This is a genomic window from Streptomyces mayteni, assembly GCF_054783955.1.
On sequence record NZ_BAAGPR010000003.1, the window covers coordinates 87220 to 107749 of the forward strand.

General features: G+C 70.1%; 16 protein-coding genes and 1 pseudogene. 10 read left to right on the forward strand and 7 right to left on the reverse strand.

Going from position 1 to position 20530, the window contains the following annotated elements:
- Positions 1-33: 33 nt before the first annotated feature.
- Together dgoD and ACYVPE_RS02395 are read right to left on the reverse strand one after the other, a co-directional pair.
- Positions 34-1200 (reverse strand): galactonate dehydratase, encoded by a 1167-nt coding sequence (gene dgoD / locus ACYVPE_RS02390; RefSeq protein ID WP_461031656.1) that lies wholly within the window; start codon positions 1198-1200, stop codon positions 34-36.
- Entirely contained in the window at positions 1197-3293 is a 2097-nt protein-coding gene (locus ACYVPE_RS02395) for a beta-galactosidase (protein WP_461031657.1), read from the reverse strand. The genes dgoD and ACYVPE_RS02395 overlap by 4 nt, the downstream gene beginning before the upstream one ends.
- Before the next feature lie 335 nt (positions 3294-3628).
- Between ACYVPE_RS02395 and ACYVPE_RS02400 the strand changes: the two genes are divergently transcribed.
- The 5 genes from ACYVPE_RS02400 to ACYVPE_RS02420 are packed head-to-tail and all read left to right on the forward strand — an operon-like array spanning position 3629 to position 10447.
- On the forward strand, positions 3629-6001 hold the full coding sequence (locus ACYVPE_RS02400) for a beta-galactosidase (protein WP_461031658.1): 2373 nt from the start codon (positions 3629-3631) through the stop codon (positions 5999-6001).
- Positions 5998-7311 (forward strand): ABC transporter substrate-binding protein, encoded by a 1314-nt coding sequence (locus tag ACYVPE_RS02405; protein WP_461031659.1) that lies wholly within the window; start codon positions 5998-6000, stop codon positions 7309-7311. Before ACYVPE_RS02400 ends, ACYVPE_RS02405 begins: the two co-directional genes overlap by 4 nt.
- Positions 7311-8252 (forward strand): carbohydrate ABC transporter permease, encoded by a 942-nt coding sequence (locus ACYVPE_RS02410; protein WP_461031660.1) that lies wholly within the window; start codon positions 7311-7313, stop codon positions 8250-8252. The genes ACYVPE_RS02405 and ACYVPE_RS02410 overlap by 1 nt, the downstream gene beginning before the upstream one ends.
- On the forward strand, positions 8249-9121 hold the full coding sequence (locus ACYVPE_RS02415; protein WP_461031661.1) for a carbohydrate ABC transporter permease: 873 nt from the start codon (positions 8249-8251) through the stop codon (positions 9119-9121). Before ACYVPE_RS02410 ends, ACYVPE_RS02415 begins: the two co-directional genes overlap by 4 nt.
- 30 nt (positions 9122-9151) lie before the next feature.
- A complete protein-coding gene (locus ACYVPE_RS02420; RefSeq protein WP_461031662.1) occupies positions 9152-10447 on the forward strand; it encodes a cellulase-like family protein in 1296 nt (431 codons plus the stop codon).
- Between the two features lie 56 nt (positions 10448-10503).
- On the opposite strand, the gene ACYVPE_RS02425 is transcribed toward ACYVPE_RS02420, so the two are convergent.
- On the reverse strand, positions 10504-11544 hold the full coding sequence (locus ACYVPE_RS02425) for an amidohydrolase family protein (protein WP_461031663.1): 1041 nt from the start codon (positions 11542-11544) through the stop codon (positions 10504-10506).
- A 33-nt stretch (positions 11545-11577) separates the two neighbouring features.
- The gene (locus tag ACYVPE_RS02430) at positions 11578-12573 is read right to left on the reverse strand and encodes a LacI family DNA-binding transcriptional regulator (RefSeq protein ID WP_461031664.1); all 996 of its coding nucleotides are present in this window, start codon (positions 12571-12573) and stop codon (positions 11578-11580) included.
- Between the two features lie 235 nt (positions 12574-12808).
- On the opposite strand from ACYVPE_RS02430, the gene ACYVPE_RS02435 reads away from it, so the two are divergent.
- From ACYVPE_RS02435 to ACYVPE_RS02455, 5 genes and pseudogenes are all read left to right on the forward strand, one after another.
- Positions 12809-13852, forward strand: coding sequence for an ABC transporter substrate-binding protein (locus tag ACYVPE_RS02435; protein WP_461031665.1), 1044 nt, complete (start codon positions 12809-12811; stop codon positions 13850-13852).
- Positions 13849-14670: an ABC transporter permease gene (locus ACYVPE_RS02440; protein WP_461031666.1), complete on the forward strand. Its 822-nt coding sequence runs from the start codon at positions 13849-13851 to the stop codon at positions 14668-14670. The genes ACYVPE_RS02435 and ACYVPE_RS02440 overlap by 4 nt, the downstream gene beginning before the upstream one ends.
- Positions 14667-15482 (forward strand): ABC transporter ATP-binding protein, encoded by an 816-nt coding sequence (locus tag ACYVPE_RS02445; protein ID WP_461031667.1) that lies wholly within the window; start codon positions 14667-14669, stop codon positions 15480-15482. The genes ACYVPE_RS02440 and ACYVPE_RS02445 overlap by 4 nt, the downstream gene beginning before the upstream one ends.
- Positions 15479-16303, forward strand: a complete 825-nt coding sequence (locus tag ACYVPE_RS02450) for an ABC transporter permease (protein ID WP_461031668.1) — start codon at positions 15479-15481, stop codon at positions 16301-16303. Before ACYVPE_RS02445 ends, ACYVPE_RS02450 begins: the two co-directional genes overlap by 4 nt.
- A 64-nt stretch (positions 16304-16367) precedes the next feature.
- Positions 16368-16960, forward strand: a pseudogene (locus ACYVPE_RS02455) (NAD(P)/FAD-dependent oxidoreductase); the annotation flags it as partial.
- A 168-nt stretch (positions 16961-17128) separates the two neighbouring features.
- On the opposite strand, the gene ACYVPE_RS02460 reads toward ACYVPE_RS02455, so the two are convergent.
- From ACYVPE_RS02460 to ACYVPE_RS02470, 3 genes are all read right to left on the reverse strand, one after another.
- The gene (locus tag ACYVPE_RS02460; RefSeq protein ID WP_461031669.1) at positions 17129-17704 is read right to left on the reverse strand and encodes a hypothetical protein; all 576 of its coding nucleotides are present in this window, start codon (positions 17702-17704) and stop codon (positions 17129-17131) included.
- A gap of 615 nt (positions 17705-18319) precedes the next feature.
- Positions 18320-19375: a hypothetical protein gene (locus ACYVPE_RS02465; protein ID WP_461031670.1), complete on the reverse strand. Its 1056-nt coding sequence runs from the start codon at positions 19373-19375 to the stop codon at positions 18320-18322.
- Entirely contained in the window at positions 19372-20412 is a 1041-nt protein-coding gene (locus tag ACYVPE_RS02470) for a CHAT domain-containing protein (protein WP_461031671.1), read from the reverse strand. The genes ACYVPE_RS02465 and ACYVPE_RS02470 overlap by 4 nt, the downstream gene beginning before the upstream one ends.
- Between the last annotated feature and the right edge of the window lie 118 nt (positions 20413-20530).

Here is a 20530-nt window from a genome sequence, read left to right on the forward strand (position 1 = left end):
TTCCGATTCGGGGGCGCTGGTTGGGTCCGGGTTTCACCAGTCGGCGAGGGCGCCGTCGGCTTGTGCGAGGTCGAGCACGGGCTCGGGCTGGTAGGGGTGCGTGCCGGCGACCTTCTCGTCGATCTCGATGCCCCAACCAGGTTCCGTCGGCGGATGGACGTGGCCGTCGGTGATGGGCAGCCCGCCGCGGACGACATCGTCACGCCAGGGAACGTCCGAGCGCATGACCTCCTGGATGAGGAAGTTCGGCGTGGCGAAACCGAGGTGCTGGTTGACGGTGGTGGCGATCGGGCCGAGCGGGTTGTGCGGGGCGAGGGGGACGTGCCATGTCTCCGCCATGGCGGCGATCTTGCGGAGCGCGGTCGGACCGCCGACGTGGCAGACGTCCGGCTGGAGGACGGCACAGGCGCGCACCGCCAGGTGGTCGCGGAATTCCTGGAGCGAGATCAGCCGTTCGCCGGTGGCCACCGGGAAGGGCAGAGCCCGGGCGAGATCGGCCATCACTTCGGGGTTTCCCGGCTGGCAGGGCTCTTCGAAGAACCAGGGGTCGAACTCGGCGAGCGCTCTGCCGTACATCAGAGCGCCTGCCGCGCTGGTGCGTCCGTGCAGGTCGACCATGAGCTGGATGTCGGGGCCGACCGCGTCGCGCACCGCCCCCATGACCTCCGCCGCGGCGCGGATGTCGGCGGTACCGGGCAGTCCGGTGCCCATCGGGACGGCGAGGATCTTCAGGGCGGTGAACCCGTCCGCGACGCTCTTGCGCGCGGCTTCGGCGAATCCCTCCCCGCTGGCGGCGCCGTAGACGACGGAGGAGTCACCGCCCCCTAAGTGGTCGTACATGCGGAGCCTGTCGCGGACGAGGCCCCCGAGCAGTTGCCAGCACGGGACGCCGAGGGAACGGGCCTTCACGTCCCAGAGGGCCTGGTCGATGCCGGACAGGGCACTCATGGTGACCGCGCCGCCCTGGAAGAACTGGCCGCGGTACATGAGCTGCCACAGCCGCTCGGTGTCGCACGCGTTCCTGCCGACGAGCGTGCCGCCCAGGTCGGCCACGGCGCCGACGACGGCCCGGGTCTTCCACTCCAGGGTCGCCTCGCCCCAGCCGACGAGGCCGGGTTCGTCGGTGACGACCTTGACGAAGACCCAGTTGCGGAGCCCGGCGTTGACGACGTGGGTCTCGACGGCCGTGACGCGGGTCATCGCGCTCCCCCCAGCAGGACGCGGCTGTCCCAGGCGCTGAGGCGGAGGGCGCCGGTGTCGCCGGGGCCGGTGAGATCCCGCACGGGCTCGGGGGCGTGGAACTCGACCGGCTCCCAGCTGTGGTTCGCGACGAACCACAGCCTTCGCCCGTCGGGGCGGACGGAGCTGGTGACGCGTACGCTCGCGGGAACGTCCCAGGCATCGGCCGGGGCGGTCGCGCCGCGTTCCTCGTGCGCCCAGCGCAGGATCTCGGCCGCGGTCTCCCGGTCCGGCAGCGTGCCGACCCAGGTGATCCTGCCCTCTCCGTGTGGGTGAGTGGTGATCGCGGGGGATTCGCCGAGGAAACGGTCGGAGTAGTGGGCCAGGGCCGTGGCTCCTTCGAGGAGCAGCCCGTCGGCCCATCCCTCGGCGTGGGCGCCGGCCGGCAGTCTCAGCTCGGGGAGGTCGGTGCTGGTCGCGGCCTGGAGCGGTACGGGCCTGCTGATCGTGCTGAATTCCTGGTACGAGACTCCCGCCGGTCCGCGGAGCAGACCGGGCTGGCGGGTCCAGCGGGCCCGTGCCCACTGATCGGCGTAGCCGGTGCGGAACGTGACGACCACGTGGGCGCCTTGACGGGCGTGCTCGACGATCTTCTCCAACAGGATGTCGTCGGCGATGTAGAGGGCAGGAACGACGAGCACCTGATGCTCCGTCCAGTCCGAGTCGGTCTGCACCACGCGGACCTGGAGCCGTACGTCGTGCGCGGCCTGGTACAGCCGGCTGAAAACGCGGTGGTAGGTGGAGCTGTCCGGGGTGGAGGTACCGGGGACGAGGAGGGCGGGCTGGAACTGCAGTGCCTTGTAACTGTCGCGGGAGTAGAGCATGGCGACATCGGCGTCCGGCACGCTGTCGCGCCAGCTCGGCGCGAGCTTCTTCAGCTCGGCCCCCAGCTCGGCGACCTCGTCGTAGATCCGACCGGGCTCCAGGTCGTGGCCCAGCACGCTGCCCCAGTAGGTCTCGGCGCCGTAGTGCAGGGAGTGCCAGTGCCAGTAGGCGAGCAGGTCCGCACCGCGTGAGGCGAACAGGTGCGCGGCCAGCCGTAGCTGCCCGGGGAACGGGACCACATTCGTCGAGTGGTCACCGATGGAACCCGCCTGGGCCTCGGTGATCATGAATCGTCTGCCGGCCTCGCCACCTGCGCCGTAGGCCATGTCGGCCCTCCACTGAGGGACCCAGGCGCCGCTGTCGGCCGCCCAGAACGGGCGGGCCGGCATCTCCTCGGGGGGTGGTTCCGGCAACTCGAGGGCGCCCTGCATCGGGTAGTAGATGTTGATGGCCGAACGATCCATCGCCCGCATGAGCGCCCGTGGATCGGCGCCGCGGTTGCAGTGTCCGCCCACGACGTCGTGCGTGACGAACTGGTCCCGCGCTATGTGCTGGCGGAGCAGGTCGCGTTGCCAGCTGAGGAACTCCGTGGAGAGCGACGCCTGGAAACGGTCCCACTCCAGTTCGTATCCCGGGTTGGAGTTTCCGTCCGGTGTCCACAGGTCCTCGATCTCTGACAGCCGGTGGCTCCAGTAGGTCAGGCCCCACTTGTCGTTGACGCCGTCGACGCCGCCCAGTTGTTCCGCCACGTGGCGGCGGAAGCGGGCGACGACGTCGGGGTTGTGCAGGTGGTGCACGCCGATCTCGTTGTCGACCTGGAAGCCGATGACTCCTGGGCGTCCGCCGAACTCGCGGCCGAGGGCGCGGATGATCCGTTCGGCGTGAAACCGGAACGCGGGGTGGGTGAAGTCGATGTTCTGCCGTCCGCCGAAGGGAACCGGGGTGTCCGTGCGGACGTGGGCCATCACCTCGGGATGGGCGCGCGCCAACCAGGGCGGTATCGCATAGGTCGGCGTTCCCACGATGATCTCCAGGCCCCGGTCGTACGCCGCGTCGACGACCCGCGACAGGGCCTCGAAGCCGATCTCGCCGTCGCGCGGTTCGTACGAGGCCCAGGTCGACTCGCCGACTCGGATCACGGTGAAGCCCGCCGCGATCATCAGGTCGAGGTCACGCTCGAGTCGCTCGTAGGGCTGGTACTCGTGGTAGTAGCTGGCGCCGAATAGCACGCGTATCTCCTGTGTGGTCGGGCGGGCATCTGGCGTCCGTGGCCCCTCAGGGGGCCGGGCGATGCGGTGGATGTTGCGCACCGCGGGCTGTCTCGTGCGGGTGGCAGCCTGCCTCAAGCTTTCTTCTTAAAATACTAATTAATGTCTAGCTGAAGAGGGCGGATCGGCGCAAGGGGGTCCCGTTCGCTCGGCGGCGAGTCGCCCGCCTCGCGGCTGGGGCGAACTCGATGCGCAAGGGGTTCACTATTCGGAAATTATGATTTAACTTGCGTCCATCGATGACGCCGGCCTGCCGGACAGGCCGACCTGGGCCCGGCGCCGAGGCAAGGAGACCGATGGTGTACACGTTGACCCTGCGCCCGCCCCTGGAGCCGCTCGTCGGCCATCTCAGGATGGGCGAGCCCGAAGGGCAACCGGATCGGATCGTCGCCACCAGCACCCACCTCTCGCGCGGCGGGCGCCCCTGGTTTCCGGTCATGGGCGAGATGCACTTCACCCGCTACCCCCGGGCCGGCTGGCGGGAGCAGCTGCTCACCATGCGGGCCGGGGGGATCGATGTCGTCGCGACCTACCTGTTCTGGCACCACCACGAGGAACGCCGGGGCGAGTTCCGGTTCGACGGCAACCGCGACATCCGCGCGTTCGTCGAGACGGCCGCGGAGTGCGGCTTGGACGCGGTGGTGCGGATCGGCCCCTGGGCGCACGGCGAGGCCCGTTACGGTGGCTTCCCGGAGTGGGTTCAGCACTCGGGCACCCGCACCCGCTCCGACGACCCGGCCTACCTCGACCTCGTCCGGCCCTACTACGCGCGGATCGGCGCGGAGCTTGACGGGCTCTACCACGCGCAGGGCGGGCCGATCGTCGCCGTCCAGATCGAGAACGAGCTGTACGACCAGCCCGAGCACCTGCGCACGCTCAAGCGGATGGCCCAGGAGGCCGGGATCACCCCACCGTTGTGGACCGCGACGGCCTGGGGCGGCGCGGACCTGCCCGCGGACGAGTTCCTGCCGCTGTACGCGGGGTATCCCGAGGCGCCATGGGACGACGCCCATCCGGGATGGGCCCGACACAACAGGCGGCACTTCTTCTTCACGGCCCTGCGCGACGACCACACCGTGGGCGCCGACCTGCGCCGCCTGCCCAGCACGACCGCGGGGCCGGACCTCGACCGCTACCCGTACGCGACCTGTGAGCTCGGCGGCGGCGTCCAGGTGACGTACCACCGCCGGCCCCTCGCCCCGCCGGACGACGTGGCCGCGCTGGCGCTCACCAAGATCGGTTCCGGATCGACCTGGCAGGGCTACTACATGTACCAGGGCGGCTCGCACGTCACCGACGCCGCGACCACCATGCAGGAGTCGATCGCCACCGGCTACCCCAACGACCTGCCGGTCGTCAGCTACGACTTCCAGGCCCCGCTCGGCGAGTACGGCCAGGTCCGCCCCAGCTACGAGCTGCTCCGGCTGCAACACCACCTGCTCGCGGCCGCCGGCGAGCGACTGGCCCCGATGGGACTCGTCGAACCCGCCGACGGCCCCCGAGGCCTCGACGACCGGGAGACGCTGCGCTGGGCCGTGCGCACCGACGGGACGTCCGGGATGCTGTTCGTCAACACCCACCAGCCCGGCGGGGAGACGCTGGCGGCGCACCGCGGCGTCCGGTTCCGGCTCGACGGACAGGACGGACAGGAGGGACCGCTCGAACTGCCCGTCGATCCCGTCGACATCCCCTCAGGCGCCTACTTCGCCTGGCCCTTCCGCTGGCCGCTGCCCGGCGCGGCGACCCTGGAGTCGGCCACGGCCCAACTCGTCACCGTCCTCGACGACCTGGTCGTGCTGACCCGCACCGCCGGCATCCCGGTCGAACTCGTCCTCACCGGCGTCGACCCGGCCTCGGTCGCGGGCCCGGGCGTCCTCGTGGACGACCTCGGCGCCGGCCGCACCCGGATCCGGGTGCCGCACCCAGGACCGGACGCGCTCATCCGCCTCGACGCGCTGCGGCTGCTGGTCCTCGACGAGCACACCGCCCGCCACACCACGGTCGGCGAGCTGTGGGGAGCGCGTCGGCTGGTCGTCGGCGACGGTGTCCACGTCGTGCCCGATGGGCAGCTGCTGCACATCGAGAGCGGCCCCGCCGGCGGCACCCTGCTGATCCATCCGGCGCCGACCGGCACCGTCGTCCTGGCTCCGCCGCTGGCGCTGCGAGACACCGGCGAGAGCGGGATCTTCGCCCGCTTCGCGGTGGAGGCGCCCACGGCCGTGCCCGGGGTCGAGCTGGTCGAGCTCGCGGCCGCGAAGGGGCCGGCGCCGCAGCGCATCGGAGGTCCGCTGAAGCGCGCCGCCGCTCCCACCGCCGGCGACTACGCCGGCGCCGCCGCCCACCGCGTCGAGTTCGACCGTGCTGCCCTCACCGCGGCCCACCGGCTGCTGCTGCGGCTCGACTGGGTCGGTGACGCGGGCCGCGCGGAACTCGACGGCGCCCTGATAGCCGACCAGTACTGGAACGGCTCCCCTTGGGAGATCGACCTCACCCGGCACCGGGAGGCCCTGGCGAGCGGCGCGGAGTTGGTCCTGCGGCTGCTCCCCTTCGATCCCGCCGCGCGGATCCACGTGCCCGACCATCTGCGCCCCGACGAGGTCACCCTGCGTCTCGACGAGGCCCGGCTGGTGCCCGTCCACCGTGCCTCCGTCGGGATCGGTGCGTCGTGAGCGGGCCGAGCCGACGCCGCTTCCTCGCCATGATGGGCGGGATGGGGGCGCTCGCCACCGGGTGCGCGACCGCGGCGCCCGCCGAGCCGGTGACCGACGGGGCCGTCGGCCTCAAGCTGTGGACCCACGACCCGAGTTACACCGCCACCTTCCAGGCCGCCCTGGGCGACCGGACCATCATGCGCGGATCGGCGTACACGCCCTCCCTCGAGGTGACCGCCGCCTCGGGATCCGATCTGCTGACGCGGACCATCACCCAGTTCATGGCCGACGGCTCCCCGCCCGACCTGCTCGGCATCATCATCTCCGAGTTCCCGCGGGTGATGAAGGGCGACCTCGCCGAGTCGCTGTTCCTTGACCTTTCGGAGATCGCCGAGCCGTTCGGCGACGATCTGCTGCGGCGCGGGCCCTACAGCCTGAACGGCCGCCTCTACGGCCTGGACTCCGACACCTCGATCTCCGTCCTCTACTACCGGCCCGACGAGTTCGCCCAGGCCGGGCTCCCGACGGACGCGGCCACCTGGGACGAGATGCTCGACATCGGGGGCCGGCTCAACCAGGCCACCGGCAAGTCGATCGGCATGGTCTCCAACGGCGACAACACCTCGCTGTACAACACCTACCTGCAGTTGCTGGTGCAGCGTGGCGGCAGCCCGTTCGACGCCGAGGGCAACCTCAGCATCGACACCGACGAGTCAGTCGAGGCACTCGACCTCATCCAACGCGGCGTCGCCAACGGCTCGTTCCTGGTCGTCGGGGACCCCTACGGCGCCGCGGCCGGGGCCGCCATCAAGTCCGGCCTGCTCGTCGCGCTGACCATGCCCTCGTGGTACCGGGTCTACGGCCTCGAGGCCAACGCCCCGGAACAGGCCGGGCAGTGGCGGCTTCGGACGTTGCCGCGCTTCAGCGGCGGCGGCCATATCGCGTCGGCGCTCGGCGGCACGGGCTTCACCGTCTCCGCCGTCAACCCGGGCCGCGAGGCCGCGCTCGACCTGCTGCGCAGGGTCTACCTCACCCCCGAGGGGCAACTCCTCCGCTTCCAGACCGGCGGATTCCTGCCCACCCTGCGTTCGCTCTACACCGAGCCCGACTTCACCTCCCACCGCGACGAGTTCCTGGGCGGTCAACAGTCCTTCCAGGAGTACGCCCGGGCGGCCGACGACCTGCCCGAGTTCTTCCTCTCGGAGAACAACGAGGCGCTCGTCGTGGCGATCGGCGCCGCGATGCTGGGCCTCTACGACGGCGACCTGACCCCGGCCCAGGTGATCCAAGAGGCCACGGACTCCTACCGCCGACAGGTGAGGTCCTGATGAGCGTGATCGACACCACCGACACCAGAGCCGCCCCGGCGGCCGCCCCGCCCGCCAGCGCACGACGCGCGGCACGCGCCCGGACGTGGGCGCCCTACCTGTTCATCTCCCCGTTCTACGTCCTGTTCCTGCTCTTCATGGTCGTCCCGATCACCATCGGAGCCTTCCTCAGCATGACCAGGTGGTCAGGGGTCGGAAGCCCGGAGTGGGTCGGATTCGACAACTACGCCCGCCTGTTCGACGACCCCAGCTTCTACACCGCCGTGTTCAACACGACCGTCTTCACCGTCGGCACGATGTGCGTCGTCCTGCCGCTGTCGCTGATGATCGCCCTCGCCCTCAACGCCCGCGGGCTCAGGTTCCGGGACTTCTTCCGCACGGTCTTCTTCCTGCCGGTGGTGGTGTCCCCGATCGTCGTGGCGCTGGTCTTCGGCCTGTTCTTCGACCAGCAGTTCGGCCTGGTCAACGGCCTCACTCGGGCCACCCTCGGCAGCCCCGGCATCGCATGGCTCACCTCCCCGTTCTGGGCGAAGGTCGTCGTGATCATCCTGGTGCTGTGGCGCTGGACCGGCTACCTCACCATGTTCTTCCTCGCCGGCCTGCAGAACGTCGCCCACGAACTGCACGAGGCCGCCCAGCTCGACGGCGCGGGCCCGATCCGCAGCTTCTGGAGCGTCACCCTCCCGCAACTGCGCCCGGTGACCGCGTTCATCGGCGTCACCGTCCTGGTGTCCACGGCGCAGATCTTCGAGGAGCCCTTCCTGTTGACCCAGGGCGGGCCGGGTGAGGCCACCATGTCGGTGGCCCAGTTCATCTACCGCGCCGCCTTCCAGCGACAGGAGCTCGGCTACGCCTCGGCCGCCGGCGTGGTCATGTTCGTCGTGGTCTTCCTCCTGGGGCGGATCGCGATCCGAGTGTTCGGAGCGGGAGAGAACCGATGACCACGACCGCCGCCGCCCCGCCCACCACGCCGGTACGGAACCCGCGCGCGATCCGCCCCGGCCGCCTCGCGCTCTACACCGGACTCGTCCTCGCGTCGGCGTGCTGGCTGTTCCCCCTGGTGTGGGCCCTGTTCTCCTCGTTCAAGCGACGCAGCGACATCTTCGCCTACCCACCGAGCCTGCTCCCGCCCGACCCGACCCTCGACAACTACACGGCGCTGTTCGACGGACACCCCTTCTGGCAGTGGTTCCTGATCTCCACCCTGATCGCGCTCGCCTCCACCATCATCACCGTGCTGGTGTGCTCGATGGCCGGGTACGGCTTCGCCAAGTACCGCTTCCGGTTCCAGAACGCCCTGTTCAACGTCATGTTCAGCTCTCTCGCGATCCCCTTCGCGGTCATCGTCGTGCCGCTGTTCGTGTTCCTGGCGCGGACCGGAACGGCGGACCCCTGGTTCGCGCTCGTCGTGCCCTGGGTGGCGCCCGCCTTCGGCATCTTCATGATGCGCCAGTTCGTCGAACAGTCCGTCCCCGACGAGATCCTCGACGCCGGCCGGATCGACGGCGTCGGCGAGGCGGGCCTCTTCTGGCGACTCGTCATGCCCCTCCTGCGCCCCGCCATCGCCGCGCTCGCGGTATGGAGCTTCCTCAACTCCTACAACAACTTCCTCTGGCCGCTCATCGTCATCGGCGACCCGGACACCTACACCCTGCCCCTCGGACTACAGGCGATCTTCGGCGCCGAGGGCCGCCAGTACGACATCGTCCTCGCTGGATCCATGCTCGCCGCGATCCCGTCGATCCTCGTCTTCGTCGCCCTTCGCAAACAGCTCATCGACGGCCTCAGCGCCGGCGCCCTCAAAGGCTGAGACACCTCCACCACCCCGGAGCAAGGAAAGATGACCTACACACCCGTACCACTCCCGCCGCACCTGCCGGATCGCCTCACCATCACCCTGTGGGACTTCAGCTGGTACACCCGCACCGGCCCCGGCGAGCCCTTCGAGGACCTCGACCGCGCCTTCACCGAAGCCGTCGAACGCGGCTACAACACCATCCGGATCTGCGCCATGCCGTACCTGATCTTCGGCTCCGGACTGTCCGGAGAGACGGAGTTCGGGCCACTCGGCGGGGAGTACGCCCAGGGCACCCGCTGGTACGACGTACGCCACCGCGTCCGACTCGACCCCAGGGCCCACCTGCTCGAACTGCTGCGCGCCGCCAGGCGCCACGGGGTCGTGGTGATCCTCTCCAGCTGGGAGTACCAGCAGAGCAGCTCCTTCGCCGGCGACCGGCGATGGTTCGACGCGCTGATGGCCGTCGACCCAAAGGACCGCCCGGTCCGGCTGGCCGACACCCTCGCCGACGCCTACGAACTCGCCGAAGCCGAAGGGCTCGCCGAGGTGATCGCGTTCGTCGAACTCCACAACGAGGTCCAGGGCGGATACCTCACCGAAGGCCTGCCCGGCCGCGAACCGGCCGTGGTGGAGCTGCGGGAACGCCTCGAACGCGGCCTGGCCCGCTTCCACGAACGCCAACCCGCCGTCCCCGTCACCGTCAACTACGCCCGCGTCCCCCTGGACACCTTCCGCGGCATCCCCGAGAACATCGACGTCGGCGTCTTCCACCCCTACGTCTACGGAGTGCTCGACGAACTCGTGGTCGGCTACGGCCTGCGCTCGACCGACGGCGGCTTCGACGAGGAGCGCGCCCGCGCCGACCTCATGCGCCCCGGCGCCCCGCCCTTCGACCAGTGGCGGCCGCCCGCCGAGGACGCATGGCGGCTGGAGGCCACGATCGTCGGCAAACCGGAGATCTACGTGCACGACTGGTGCGACGCCGAGGCCTGGGACCGCTTCCTGTACGAACGGTACGGCGAACACCGCGTGTCCATGCTCCGCACCCTGGACACCTGGATCTCCGCGGCCGCCGACCTCTGCGCCGGACGCGGGATCCCCCTGGTCTTCGGCGAGGGATGGATCGGCTACACCCCACTGACCGGCAACTTCGAGGAAGGACCCGTCGGCGCGGAGTTCTGCCGACAGGCCGTCCGCCTCAGCGCACGGGCCGGAGCCTGGGGCACCATCGTGTGCTCCAACGCCGCCCCCCACCACCCGATGTGGAGCGACATCGTCCTCCAACGTGAGTGCAACGACCAGTTCTCCGGGACCGAGGTGTCGGCAGCACGATCGTGAACTCACGACGACGCCGAACACCGGAAGGGCGAACCTCGGTTCGCCCTTCCGGCGCGTCAGGCCGGGAGTCGAGCGCCGAGCAGCCGGCGGACGTTGCCGGCGAAGACCGCCGCGCGCTGTTCCTCCGTGAGCTCCATGGCGAGCACGTCGGCTATGCCCGAGCGGATGTAGCCCGGCCCCTTCTCCGGGTCGTAGGGGGAGTCGCTGCCGAACAGCACTCGCTCCGGGCCGAAGAACTCCAGCGCGCAGCGCAGCGCGTGCGGGGCGCCGAACAGGGCGGTGTCGGCGTAGAACATCTTGAAGTACTCCAGTGGCCGCTTGGTGAGCGGATAGCCGGTGACGTCCTCCCGCTGGTGGTCGGGGGTCCGCGAACCGAGCTGGTCCCAGCCGGGTCCGACCCGGCCGGAGAAGTGCGGGATCATGCTGCCGCCGTGGTGGATGAGGAGCTTGAGGTCAGGGTGTCGCTCCAGGACGCCGCCGAAGACGATCCGTGCCATGAAGGCCGACAGGTCGTACTCCCAGCCGAAGGTCCACCAGATCTCGTACCGGGAGCGCTCCTCCGCCGGATAGTCGGGCCAGGAGGAGTTCCGGCAGGGGTGGACCTGGACCAGCAGGTCGAGTTCGGCCGCGCGGGACCAGAACGGCTCGAACCGTGCCTCGTCCAGCGGGTGTCCGCCGACGTGGGTGTAGATCTGCACGCCGACGGCACCCAGGTGGTGGACCGCCCGGTCGAGTTCCGCGACGGCGGCGTCCACGTCGTTGAGCGCGACGGCGGCGCAGAAGCCAAGGAAGCGGTCGGGGTGGCGGGCGACGAGCTCGGCCAGCCCGTCGTTGCCGATCCCGGCGAACTCGGCCGACACCGCGGGGCTGCCGAAGTCCTCCACCGGCGGGGCCGCGAGGTTGACGATCTGGCGATAGCCGGCGAACTCGTCCATCTGCCGGAACCGCACGTCGAGATCGACGAGGGCCGGGATGTTCATGATGCGCTTGCGCAGGTTCGCCACCGCGGGCACGCCGTCCAGGGCGAACAGGCGGTCGGCGTACTCGCGGGGCAGCAGGTGGCAGAAGGCGTCGATCTTCTCGGCGGTGCGGGACACGCGGTGACCTTTCGGGAGGCCGGGGGAGAGGCGTCACACCGGGGCGGCGGAGGACTCCCTCGGTATCAGGGTGGGGGCGTAGACCTGGGAGGTGCCCGGCCGGCCCTCGATGGCGCCGACGAGCAGGGCGACGGCGCCGCGGCCAATCTCCCGCAGCGGGACCCGGACACTGGTCAGGGGCACGGGCAACCTGGCAGCCAGCGGGGTGTCGTTGTACCCGACGACGGACAGCTGATCCGGAACGGAGAGCCCCAGCCGGCGGGCGGCGGCCAGGACGCCGACCGCCGTGTTGTCGTTGACGGTCATCACGGCCGTCGGTCGATCGGCGGCCGGCCTGGACAGCAGCTCGGCCGCGACACTCTCGCCGCTCTCCATGGAGAAGTCCGAGGCGACCACGAGGCGTTCGTCGACCGGCAGGCCGGCCTCGGTGAGCGCCTGGCGGAAGCCCGCGACCCGGCCCACGGCGTTGGAGGCGTGGCCGGGGCCGGCGACCACGGCGATCCTCCGGTGCCCGAGGTCGATCAGGTGCCGGGCGGCGAGGAAGCCGCCGAGCCGGTCGTCGCCGACGGCCGCCGGGCCGCGGCCGTCGCTGCGCAGGGCCAGCGCGTACGGCACCTCGCGCGAGGTGAGTTCGGCGATCAGCTCCCGGCCGGTGTCGAGCCTGGCGGTCGTCAGGATCAGACCGTCGACCATGCGGTCAAGCAGCAGCCGCCCCTGCTCCGACTCGACGACCGGATCGTCGTGCGTGGTGGCCACCAGGGCGTGCAGGCCCTGTTCGCGGCATGCAGCGGCGATCTCCTCGTACAGCATCGCCATCACGGTGTCGGTCAGGCGCGGGACGATCACGCCGATGGTCCTGGTGCTCTGCCGGCGCAGACTGGCGGCCGACGTGTTGGGGGTGTAGCCGACCTGACGGGCCACCTCCCGGATGCGGGCCGCCGTCTCGCTGCGGGAGAAGGGGTTCCGTTCATCCAGGGCGCGGGAGACCGTCGACTGGTTCACCCCGGCGATCCGCGCCACATCGGCCATGGTGGGCCGTCGTTTCGCGTTCCGCCTCGTACCCCCTTGTGCGGTCAAGGGCCACCTCTCTTCTCGGCCGGGCTCGGCTGTCCCCGCGAATCTTTCCTGGTGCAGACGGGTTGACGATGCCCGTTGGACGGCCACATGATGCATTCGTAGGCGCAATCGTATGCATAGCCAGCATGGCATGCCGATGCCGGAAGCGACAAACCCCCGGTGGCAATTCCCAGAGAGGTGCGGTCCATTGTCGAACCCATCCGTCCGATCACTGGGAACCGGGCGAGTCCGAAAACGCATCCGGCGGGATGTCGCGATCCTCGGCGCGTCCCTCGTCCTCGCCACTGCCCTCTCCGGCTGCGGCGGGGGCGGCACCGACACCTCCTTCACCGTCGCGCTGATCGAACCCGACATCACCAGCGTCCCGTTGCTGGCCGCCATCGAGACGGTGCGGCAGCAGGGGTACGACGTCTCGGTCCAGGAGGCAGCCGAACCGGAACTGGCCATCGAGGGGCTGGTGCGCGGCGACTACCAGTTCTCCGCCGAGTCCACCAGCCCAGCCCTGATCGCCATATCCAAGGGAGCTCCGATCCGCATCGTCGCCGACGTCATTGGCAACCAGTGGGCGGTCTACGGGAGCGACCAGCAGACCAGCTGCGACCAACTGGACGGCCGGCCGTTCGGGATCTTCAGCGAGGGGGCCGTCGCCACGGCGATGGTCCGGCAGTGGGTGGAGCACGAGTGCTCCGACGGGGCGCGCCCCGAGTACCTGACCATCGGCGGCTCGGATGCCCGGGCCCAGGCGCTGCTGACCGGGCAGATCGACGCGACCGCCCTGGAGTTGACCGATGCCATCACCCTGGAGCGGAACGCCAGCGGGGAACTGCCCCGCCTTGCCGACTTCGCCGAGATCTTCCCCGGGCTCCACCCACAGACGGTGTACGCCAACGAGGACTACCTCACCGGTCACCCGGAGGCCAGTCAGACCTTCGTCGACGCGCTGGTCGCCGAACACGCACGGATCAACACCGAGGACGGCTACCTCGCCGCGCTCGTCCGCCGCCATCTGCCCGACGCCTATGCCGACTACGACGACGCCTCGCTCGATGAACTGGCCTCCCGCTATGTCGACGCCGGGCTCTTCGACGCGGGCGGGCTGACCGAGGAGAGCGTCCAGGACACGGTCGACTTCTTCGCCGATGCGGGAGTCATCGGCCCGATGCGGGCCTCCGATGTCGCCGACCTCAGCTTCGTCGACCCGGAGAATCCGAGCGACGGGGAGAACTCATGACCACGACGCATCCCGCCCCCGGCAGCTGGCTCACCCTGCTGCGCGCCGCCGCCCGATCCACCCTGCCCTACCAACTGCTGACCTTCGTTGTCTTCGCCGTGGCCTGGGAGCTGTACGGGCGCTACCAGGGCGGCATCCTGCTTCCGCCGTTCTCCGAGACGGCCGCCGCCACCATCGAACTGCTGGGCGACGGGGAGCTGTGGCGCGCGCTGTACCTCAGCAACCAGGCGCTGGTGCTCGGCTTCGCGGCCTCCGTGCTGCTCGGCGTGCCGGCCGGACTGCTGCTCGGTCGCTTCCGGCTCGTCGAGCGCTACACCGACATCTACCTCAGCATCCTGCTGGTGACGCCGATGGCCGGCATCATCCCCCTGCTGGTGATGTCGGTCGGCTTCGGGCTGGCTTCCCGCGTGATCCTGGTGACCCTGTTCTCCGTCGTCATGGTGATCGTCAACGCCCGAGCCGGCATCCGGGGGATCGACCCCTCGCTGATCGAGATGAGCCGCGTACATGGGGCGACCGAGGCACAGATCTGGCGGCGGATCCTGCTGCCCGGCGCGCTCCCAGCCATCATGACAGGGATCCGGCTTGGCCTCGGCCGCGCCATCACCGGCATGGTGATCGTCGAACTCCTCATGGTCTCCGTCGGATTCGGCGGCCTGATGCTCGAGTACCGAAGCCTGTTCGAGGCCCCGAAGCTCTACGCGACCATCGTCGTCATCCTCGTCGAGGCGCTCGTCCTCATCGCCATAGCCCGCTGGATCGAGCGCCGCGCCACCCCGTGGGCGGCACCCCAGAACTCCCCTAGGAGCACGTCGTGATCGAGATCCGAGGCGTCACCAAGAAGTTCACGGGACGGGAGGGCAGCCAGGTCCACGCGCTCAGCGACATCGAACTCGTCGTCGGCGACAACGAGTTCCTTACCATCCTGGGCCCCAGCGGTTGCGGCAAGACCACCCTGCTGCGCGCGATCGCCGGCCTCATCGACTGGGACGAGGGCGAGATCCTGGTGGACGGCGCCCCGGTGCGCGGCCCTGGCCCCGAACGCGCCATGGTCTTCCAGAACTTCGCACTGCTCCCCTGGGCGACCGTGCTGGACAACATCGCGTTCGGCCTCCAACTGCGCGGCGAGGCCAAGGCCGTCCGGCACGAAAAGGCGAGAGAGCTGATCGAACTCGTCGGCCTCGGCGGCTTCGAGTCCCGGCTGCCGGGCGAGCTCTCCGGCGGCATGCAGCAACGGGTCGGCCTGGCCAGGGCGTTGGCCATCGAGCCCCAGGTGCTGCTGATGGACGAGCCGTTCGGCGCCCTGGACGAGCAGACCCGACGCATCCTCCAGGAGGAGTTGCTCGGCATCTGGGAACGGCGCCGGCTGACCGTTGTGTTCATCACCCACAGCATGGAGGAGGCCGTCATGCTGGGCGACCGGGTCGTCCTGATGAGCCCCCGCCCGGGACGGGTCGCGGAGATCGTGCCAGTGGACATCCCCCGCCCCAGGTCCGCCCACGTCGACGACCTCGAACGGTCACCGGAGTTCACCGCCATCACCTCCCGCCTTTGGCGCAGCCTGCGCACCATGCACCCCGACCATCGGGCCACCGCGGCGGCGGGCGGCGCGCGGGAGGTGACCGGATGAACGTCAAGGCCCCCGCTGTCGCCGTCCGGCCGGCGCCCGCCCGGCGCGGTCGCGGCCTGGCCCGCGCGGTGAACCTGGCTCCGGCGCCGCTGGTGAGCCTGCTGATCGGGGCGGTCGTGTGGGAGGTCGCCGCCCGTCTCCTCGACCAGGCGTACCTCCCGCCCGCCGGTGCCGTGATCGCTCGGCTGTGGGAGATGACCGCGGACGGGATGATTCTCGGCAGCCTGCTGTCGAGCCTCCTCAACCTCGGCCTCGGCTTCGGTATCTCGCTCACCCTCGGCCTCACGCTCGGCCTGCTGATGGGACGCTACCGCGCGGTTGACGCCGCGCTCAGCGTCTACATGTACGCCCTGCTGACCGCGCCATCTCTCGTGTTCGCACCGGTGTTCTTCTCCCTCTTCGGGCCCGGCCGGGCGTCGATCGTCGCCGTGGTGGTGATGTACTCGCTGTTCATCATCGTCATCAGCACCGCCTCCGCCGTACGGGCCGTGCCCCGGCACCTGATCGAGATGGCACAGCTGTACGGGGCGAGCGAACGACAACTCCTCCTACGAGTGGTACTCCCCGCCGCCCTGCCGCTGGCGATGTCCGGAGTTCGGCTGGGCGTCGGCCGGGCCGTGACCGGCATGATCAACGGCGAGATGTTCATCGCCGTCGTCGGCCTCGGACGGGTCCTCACCCAGGCCGGAGGCCGCTTCGACAGCGAGAGCGTCCTAGCCGTACTGCTCGCCGTGATCACCGTCGCCTTGGTCGCCGTTGGCCTGGTGCAGTGGGTGGACCGCCGCCTGAACCACTGGCTGCCCGCCACCGCACGAGGCTGAACCCATATTCCTTCTGGGGTTCCGCCGGCCCTCAGGCCGGCGGAACTCACGGCCCTGCACGGACGTGACTACCCACTTCCAGCACCGCAAGCTGGGCCTGGAGAAGGAGGACGCGCTCTCGGGTCGTGGCGTCTCCTACTGCGCGACGTGTGACGGCTTCTTCTTCCGTGAGCAGGACATCGCGGTGATCGGTGGCGGCGACACGGCCATGGAGGAGGCCGTCTTCCTCAACCGTTTCGCTCGACGGTCACCGTCGTGCACCGCTGGGACACTCTGCGCGCCTCCAAGGCCATGCAGGAGCGCGCCTTCGCCGACCCCAAGATCAAGTTCATCTGGGACAGCGAGGTCGCCGAGATCGAGGGCACCGACGGCAAGCTCTCCGGGCTGTCCCTGCGCAGCACCCGCACCGGCGAGACCTTCGCGCTTCCGGTCGCCGGCCTCTTCGTCGCCATCGGCCACGACCCGCGCGTCGAACTGTTCACCGGCCAACTCGACCTCGACCCCGAGGGCTACCTCCGCGGTCGAGTCCCCCACCACCCGAACCAACATCCCCGGCGTCTTCGCCGCCGGCGACGCCGTGGACCACAGCTACCGCCAGGCCATACTGCCGCCGGCACCGGCTGCTCCGAAAGCTACCTCGCCGCCCTGGCCGACGCGGCGATGCTTCCCCGTCAGATCCATGAAGGACACGGCAGCCGTCTGACCCTGCTTGCAGGACCTCTTCACCGGGGAGTCGTGGTTGGCCTCCGCGCGGACGCCGTGTTGGGTTCGCCGATCCGCCACCGATCCTCGGGGGGCAGGCCAGGGCTGGTGGGCGATGGTCCGTCAGTGCCGAAAGTGATACGTGAGCAGACGCGAGTGCGCGTCATCCGCGGTCATGCCCAGGGCCTGGCCGATCGTTTCCCACGACACGTCGTCGGCAAGGACCGCGTGGGTGGCCCGGCGGCCGATGCGCTGGGTGGCGCGCTCCAGTACGGCGATCGCCTTCAACGCTGCCAAGGGCGCGTCGTCGGCCAACGCGCTCAACCGCATGTCGAGTTGTTCGAGTAGTTCCTCAACGCCGAGTGGGAGTGGCACCGATTGTGACCTGACCTCCTCAAGGTGCTGCTCCCAGTCGTCGTGCTGGGCCGCGATGTCCGCGTCACGAAGGTCGTCGAGACCGTCCCAGTCGATCGGGTAGCGGTTGGTGCCGCGCCACCCGCACGAGCAGGAGCCACGCAGGCTCGCCGCCCGCGGCGCCCCCAGGGAGCCGTCGTAGATCCACCAGTCGCTCATCTCGGCACCGCTGCCGCCACCGCTGCCGGCGTCGAAGTACACCGGCTTGGGTTCGCTGCCGTCGGGCAGAACGGCCCCCGGAGCGCCCTCGTGGGACGACCCGAACTTCTCGATTCGCCAGCCCATCGCTACTCCTCCTCGCTGGTGCGCCGACAACCCGCTACCCAGGGTGCTCTGGCGCGTCGCATGGCCGAGTCCCCCGACTGATCACGGTGGCGCTTCAGCCACGAGCATGCACGAGTGCGGGGGTGGGTGTCGGCACAACGTCGAAATCCGTACGGCTGCCACTACTCGGCGCGGGATTGGATGAGCCGCCAGAGGCGGTTCCAATCCACGGCCGTCCTTGCGGACGGCCGCCACGTGGGCGGTAAGCGGCCGCCCACCACGGCGACCACGTTCCCACCCACGGCTGCCCTCGGGGACGGCCGCCACCCGGGGTGGCCTGGCAGCTGGGGCACTCGTGGTGTTCCAACCTACGGCCGCCCTCGCGGACGGCCGCCACGCCGTCCTCCGGGACGGCCGAGGGTTGGAACCTCGAGCTCCTGGTCACGGCCGGCGAGGGCCCGCTGGTGGCGGCCGTCCTCCGGGACGGCCGAGGGTTGGAACGGCCCGGCTCCCTCGCGGTCACCAGCACCCAGGGGGTGGCGGTCGTCCTTCGGGACGGCCGAGGGTTGGAACAGGGAGCGACGGCGACGGGGTGATGGCGCTGTCAAAGACCGTACACGGACGCTGGGTCGGGGCTCAGCGCGACAGCGTGGAGAGACTGAGCGCGAGGTGTGCGGACTCGGGGTGGTGGAAGTCGGAGTGCGCGCCGGCAGGAAGCATGCGGCTCACGCGTCCGCCGCGGAAGCGCCAGCCGGCGTCAACGTTGACGATGCGGTGGTCGAGCAGGTTCCGCGCGTACGGCTCGTCGACCGTGAGCAGTCGGGTGTGAAAGGGATGCACTGGTGCTGTGCCGGCTCCGGAGTGGCCGATGCCGGGGGCGCCTTCCGCCCGCAGGTGCCAGAAGCCGGTGGCCCGGTCCCAGCGGGAGTAGGTGAGCACCAGTGGTCCCCGCAACGGGGCGGCCGGCGATTCGTCGGACCGGAACAGTGTGGGGAAGAGGACATCGAAACTGTCGCGGGGCGCGGCCATCTGGAAGACGAGCGCGCTGTCCACGGTGAACGGACGCCGTGGGTCCACAGCGTTGCTCCAGCTCAGCACGCGCGGCAGCTGGGTCGGCTCGGCCGCCCACTGCACAGCTTCGCAGAGGAACCGGCCGCCGAAGGAGTGGCCGAGGAGGTGGAGATACTGCCCGTGCCGGTTGGCGAGCACCGCCGGGTCGGCGGGGTTGGCCCGACACACGTCCAGATAGCCCAGCAGATGCCCGAGGACGTGGGCGGCCTGCCCAACGCCCGGCGTACTCATCGCGTGGGCCCGATCGCGGATCCGACGGTAACCGGCGAGAGACGGCAGGCTGGAGGATGGCCAACAGATGACCAGGCACCAAGGGCGGTAGCCGCCCGAGAGGTCCGGATACATGTCCGGTCTGGCGGTGACCAGGCTCCTGGCCTGCCCGAGTAGGCGGGTCGCACTGCGGACGGCGCTGTCTGCGGCGGTCTGCCAGCCGTGCACGTAGACGTAGAGATCGGTGGCACGCTCCGGAACGTGCAGGTGGCGGGCGAGATGCTCGGCGACCCGGTCCGGCGGGACGGGCGCCGCGCTGCCCGGGGCACGTAACCGGCCCTTCTCGTCCAGGTGGATGACGGTCGGGGTGACCGTCGCGCCCCGCCCCAGCGCGGACGAGGACTGCTTCACAGCACGGTCTCCAGCCGGCTGTCGATGCCGCAGTACACCGAGTAGGTCAGGGCCAGCGGGTTGTGGAACCGGTCGGTGAACTGCTGGGCGAGCGCCATGGCGATCTCCCCGGCGGTGCTGTCCCCGGTCAGGTAGCGATCGAGGAACTCGAAGGCGTATTCGGACGCGAAGAGTTGGGGGATTTCAATCTGCGGCCCGAGCACCCCGTCCGCTCCCAGGTTGACCAGCGCGCTGCCGAGGTGTTCCAGCCCGGGCTCCGGAGATGTCTGGCCGGAGTGGCAGGCGTTGAGCAGCACGAAGGGGTGGAAGAACGCGTCGGCGGAGTCGACGTGGCGCCGACGTTTGCGCTCCATCAGGGCGGCATCGATGGGCTGGCTGTCGGAGAGCCGGACGGCCAGGTGGGGGTGGGGGGAGCCGTTGTCGACGAAGGCGCCGTGGCACCAGAAGTACATGACATCCTCGTCGAGCACCGGCTCGGCGAGCGCGCCGAGCAGCCCCTCCGAGTGGGTACGCACGGTGAGTTGGGAACGCTCCTCGAGTAGTTTGCGGACGTCGGGGGCGCGGCCGACGGTGTCGAGGGTGGAGTCGGTATTGAGGCTGGTGACGGGGAAGGGGCGGCTGGTGGCTTCGACATGGATGGCGGGGTAGGCCGAGGCTCCGGTCTGCTCCACCTGGTGTCGGTAGCCGAGGAATCCGTGGTGGAGGGGGTGCCCTTGCGGCGGTGGCACCGCGAGCATCGGCCAGGGCAGGTGGAGGTCCGAGTCGAAGGAGACGCGCAAACCCTCTTCGCTCGCGAGGATGTCGGTGAGGTAGGCACGGAATCCTGCCATCTCGCGCCCGGTTCCGTCTAGCAGGCGCTCCAGCAGGTACTGGCCCTCGTCGGCGAGCTCAGCGGTCAGGCGCCGGGCCTCGTCGGCGTGTGGCGAGAGGTCCATCGCCTCGCTGAACGGGTGGCCGCCCACGGGCATGCCCTCCGCGTCGACCGGCTGGTAGCGCACCAGCTTGTCCCGCCAGATACTGCGGAGCCGGGCCGCCAACTGGAGGATTTCGGCCGGTGGAACGTCGAGATAGGCGTGGTGAGTTCCATTTTTCGGGGTGCGTTGCGTGGGGCGGTACGCGGATATGTGTAGCCGGCCCGGGTGGTGCTCGCGGAGC

Bases quoted from the DNA above. Each gene is read 5' to 3' on its own strand.
- dgoD (WP_461031656.1), bottom strand. From the start codon at position 1,200: ATGACCCGCGTCACGGCCGTCGAGACCCACGTCGTCAACGCCGGGCTC.
- ACYVPE_RS02400 (WP_461031658.1), top strand. From the start codon at position 3,629: ATGGTGTACACGTTGACCCTGCGCCCGCCCCTGGAGCCGCTCGTCGGC.
- ACYVPE_RS02410 (WP_461031660.1), top strand. From the start codon at position 7,311: ATGAGCGTGATCGACACCACCGACACCAGAGCCGCCCCGGCGGCCGCC.
- ACYVPE_RS02415 (WP_461031661.1), top strand. From the start codon at position 8,249: ATGACCACGACCGCCGCCGCCCCGCCCACCACGCCGGTACGGAACCCG.
- ACYVPE_RS02420 (WP_461031662.1), top strand. From the start codon at position 9,152: ATGACCTACACACCCGTACCACTCCCGCCGCACCTGCCGGATCGCCTC.
- ACYVPE_RS02430 (WP_461031664.1), bottom strand. From the start codon at position 12,573: ATGGCCGATGTGGCGCGGATCGCCGGGGTGAACCAGTCGACGGTCTCC.
- ACYVPE_RS02440 (WP_461031666.1), top strand. From the start codon at position 13,849: ATGACCACGACGCATCCCGCCCCCGGCAGCTGGCTCACCCTGCTGCGC.
- ACYVPE_RS02450 (WP_461031668.1), top strand. From the start codon at position 15,479: ATGAACGTCAAGGCCCCCGCTGTCGCCGTCCGGCCGGCGCCCGCCCGG.
- ACYVPE_RS02460 (WP_461031669.1), bottom strand. From the start codon at position 17,704: ATGGGCTGGCGAATCGAGAAGTTCGGGTCGTCCCACGAGGGCGCTCCG.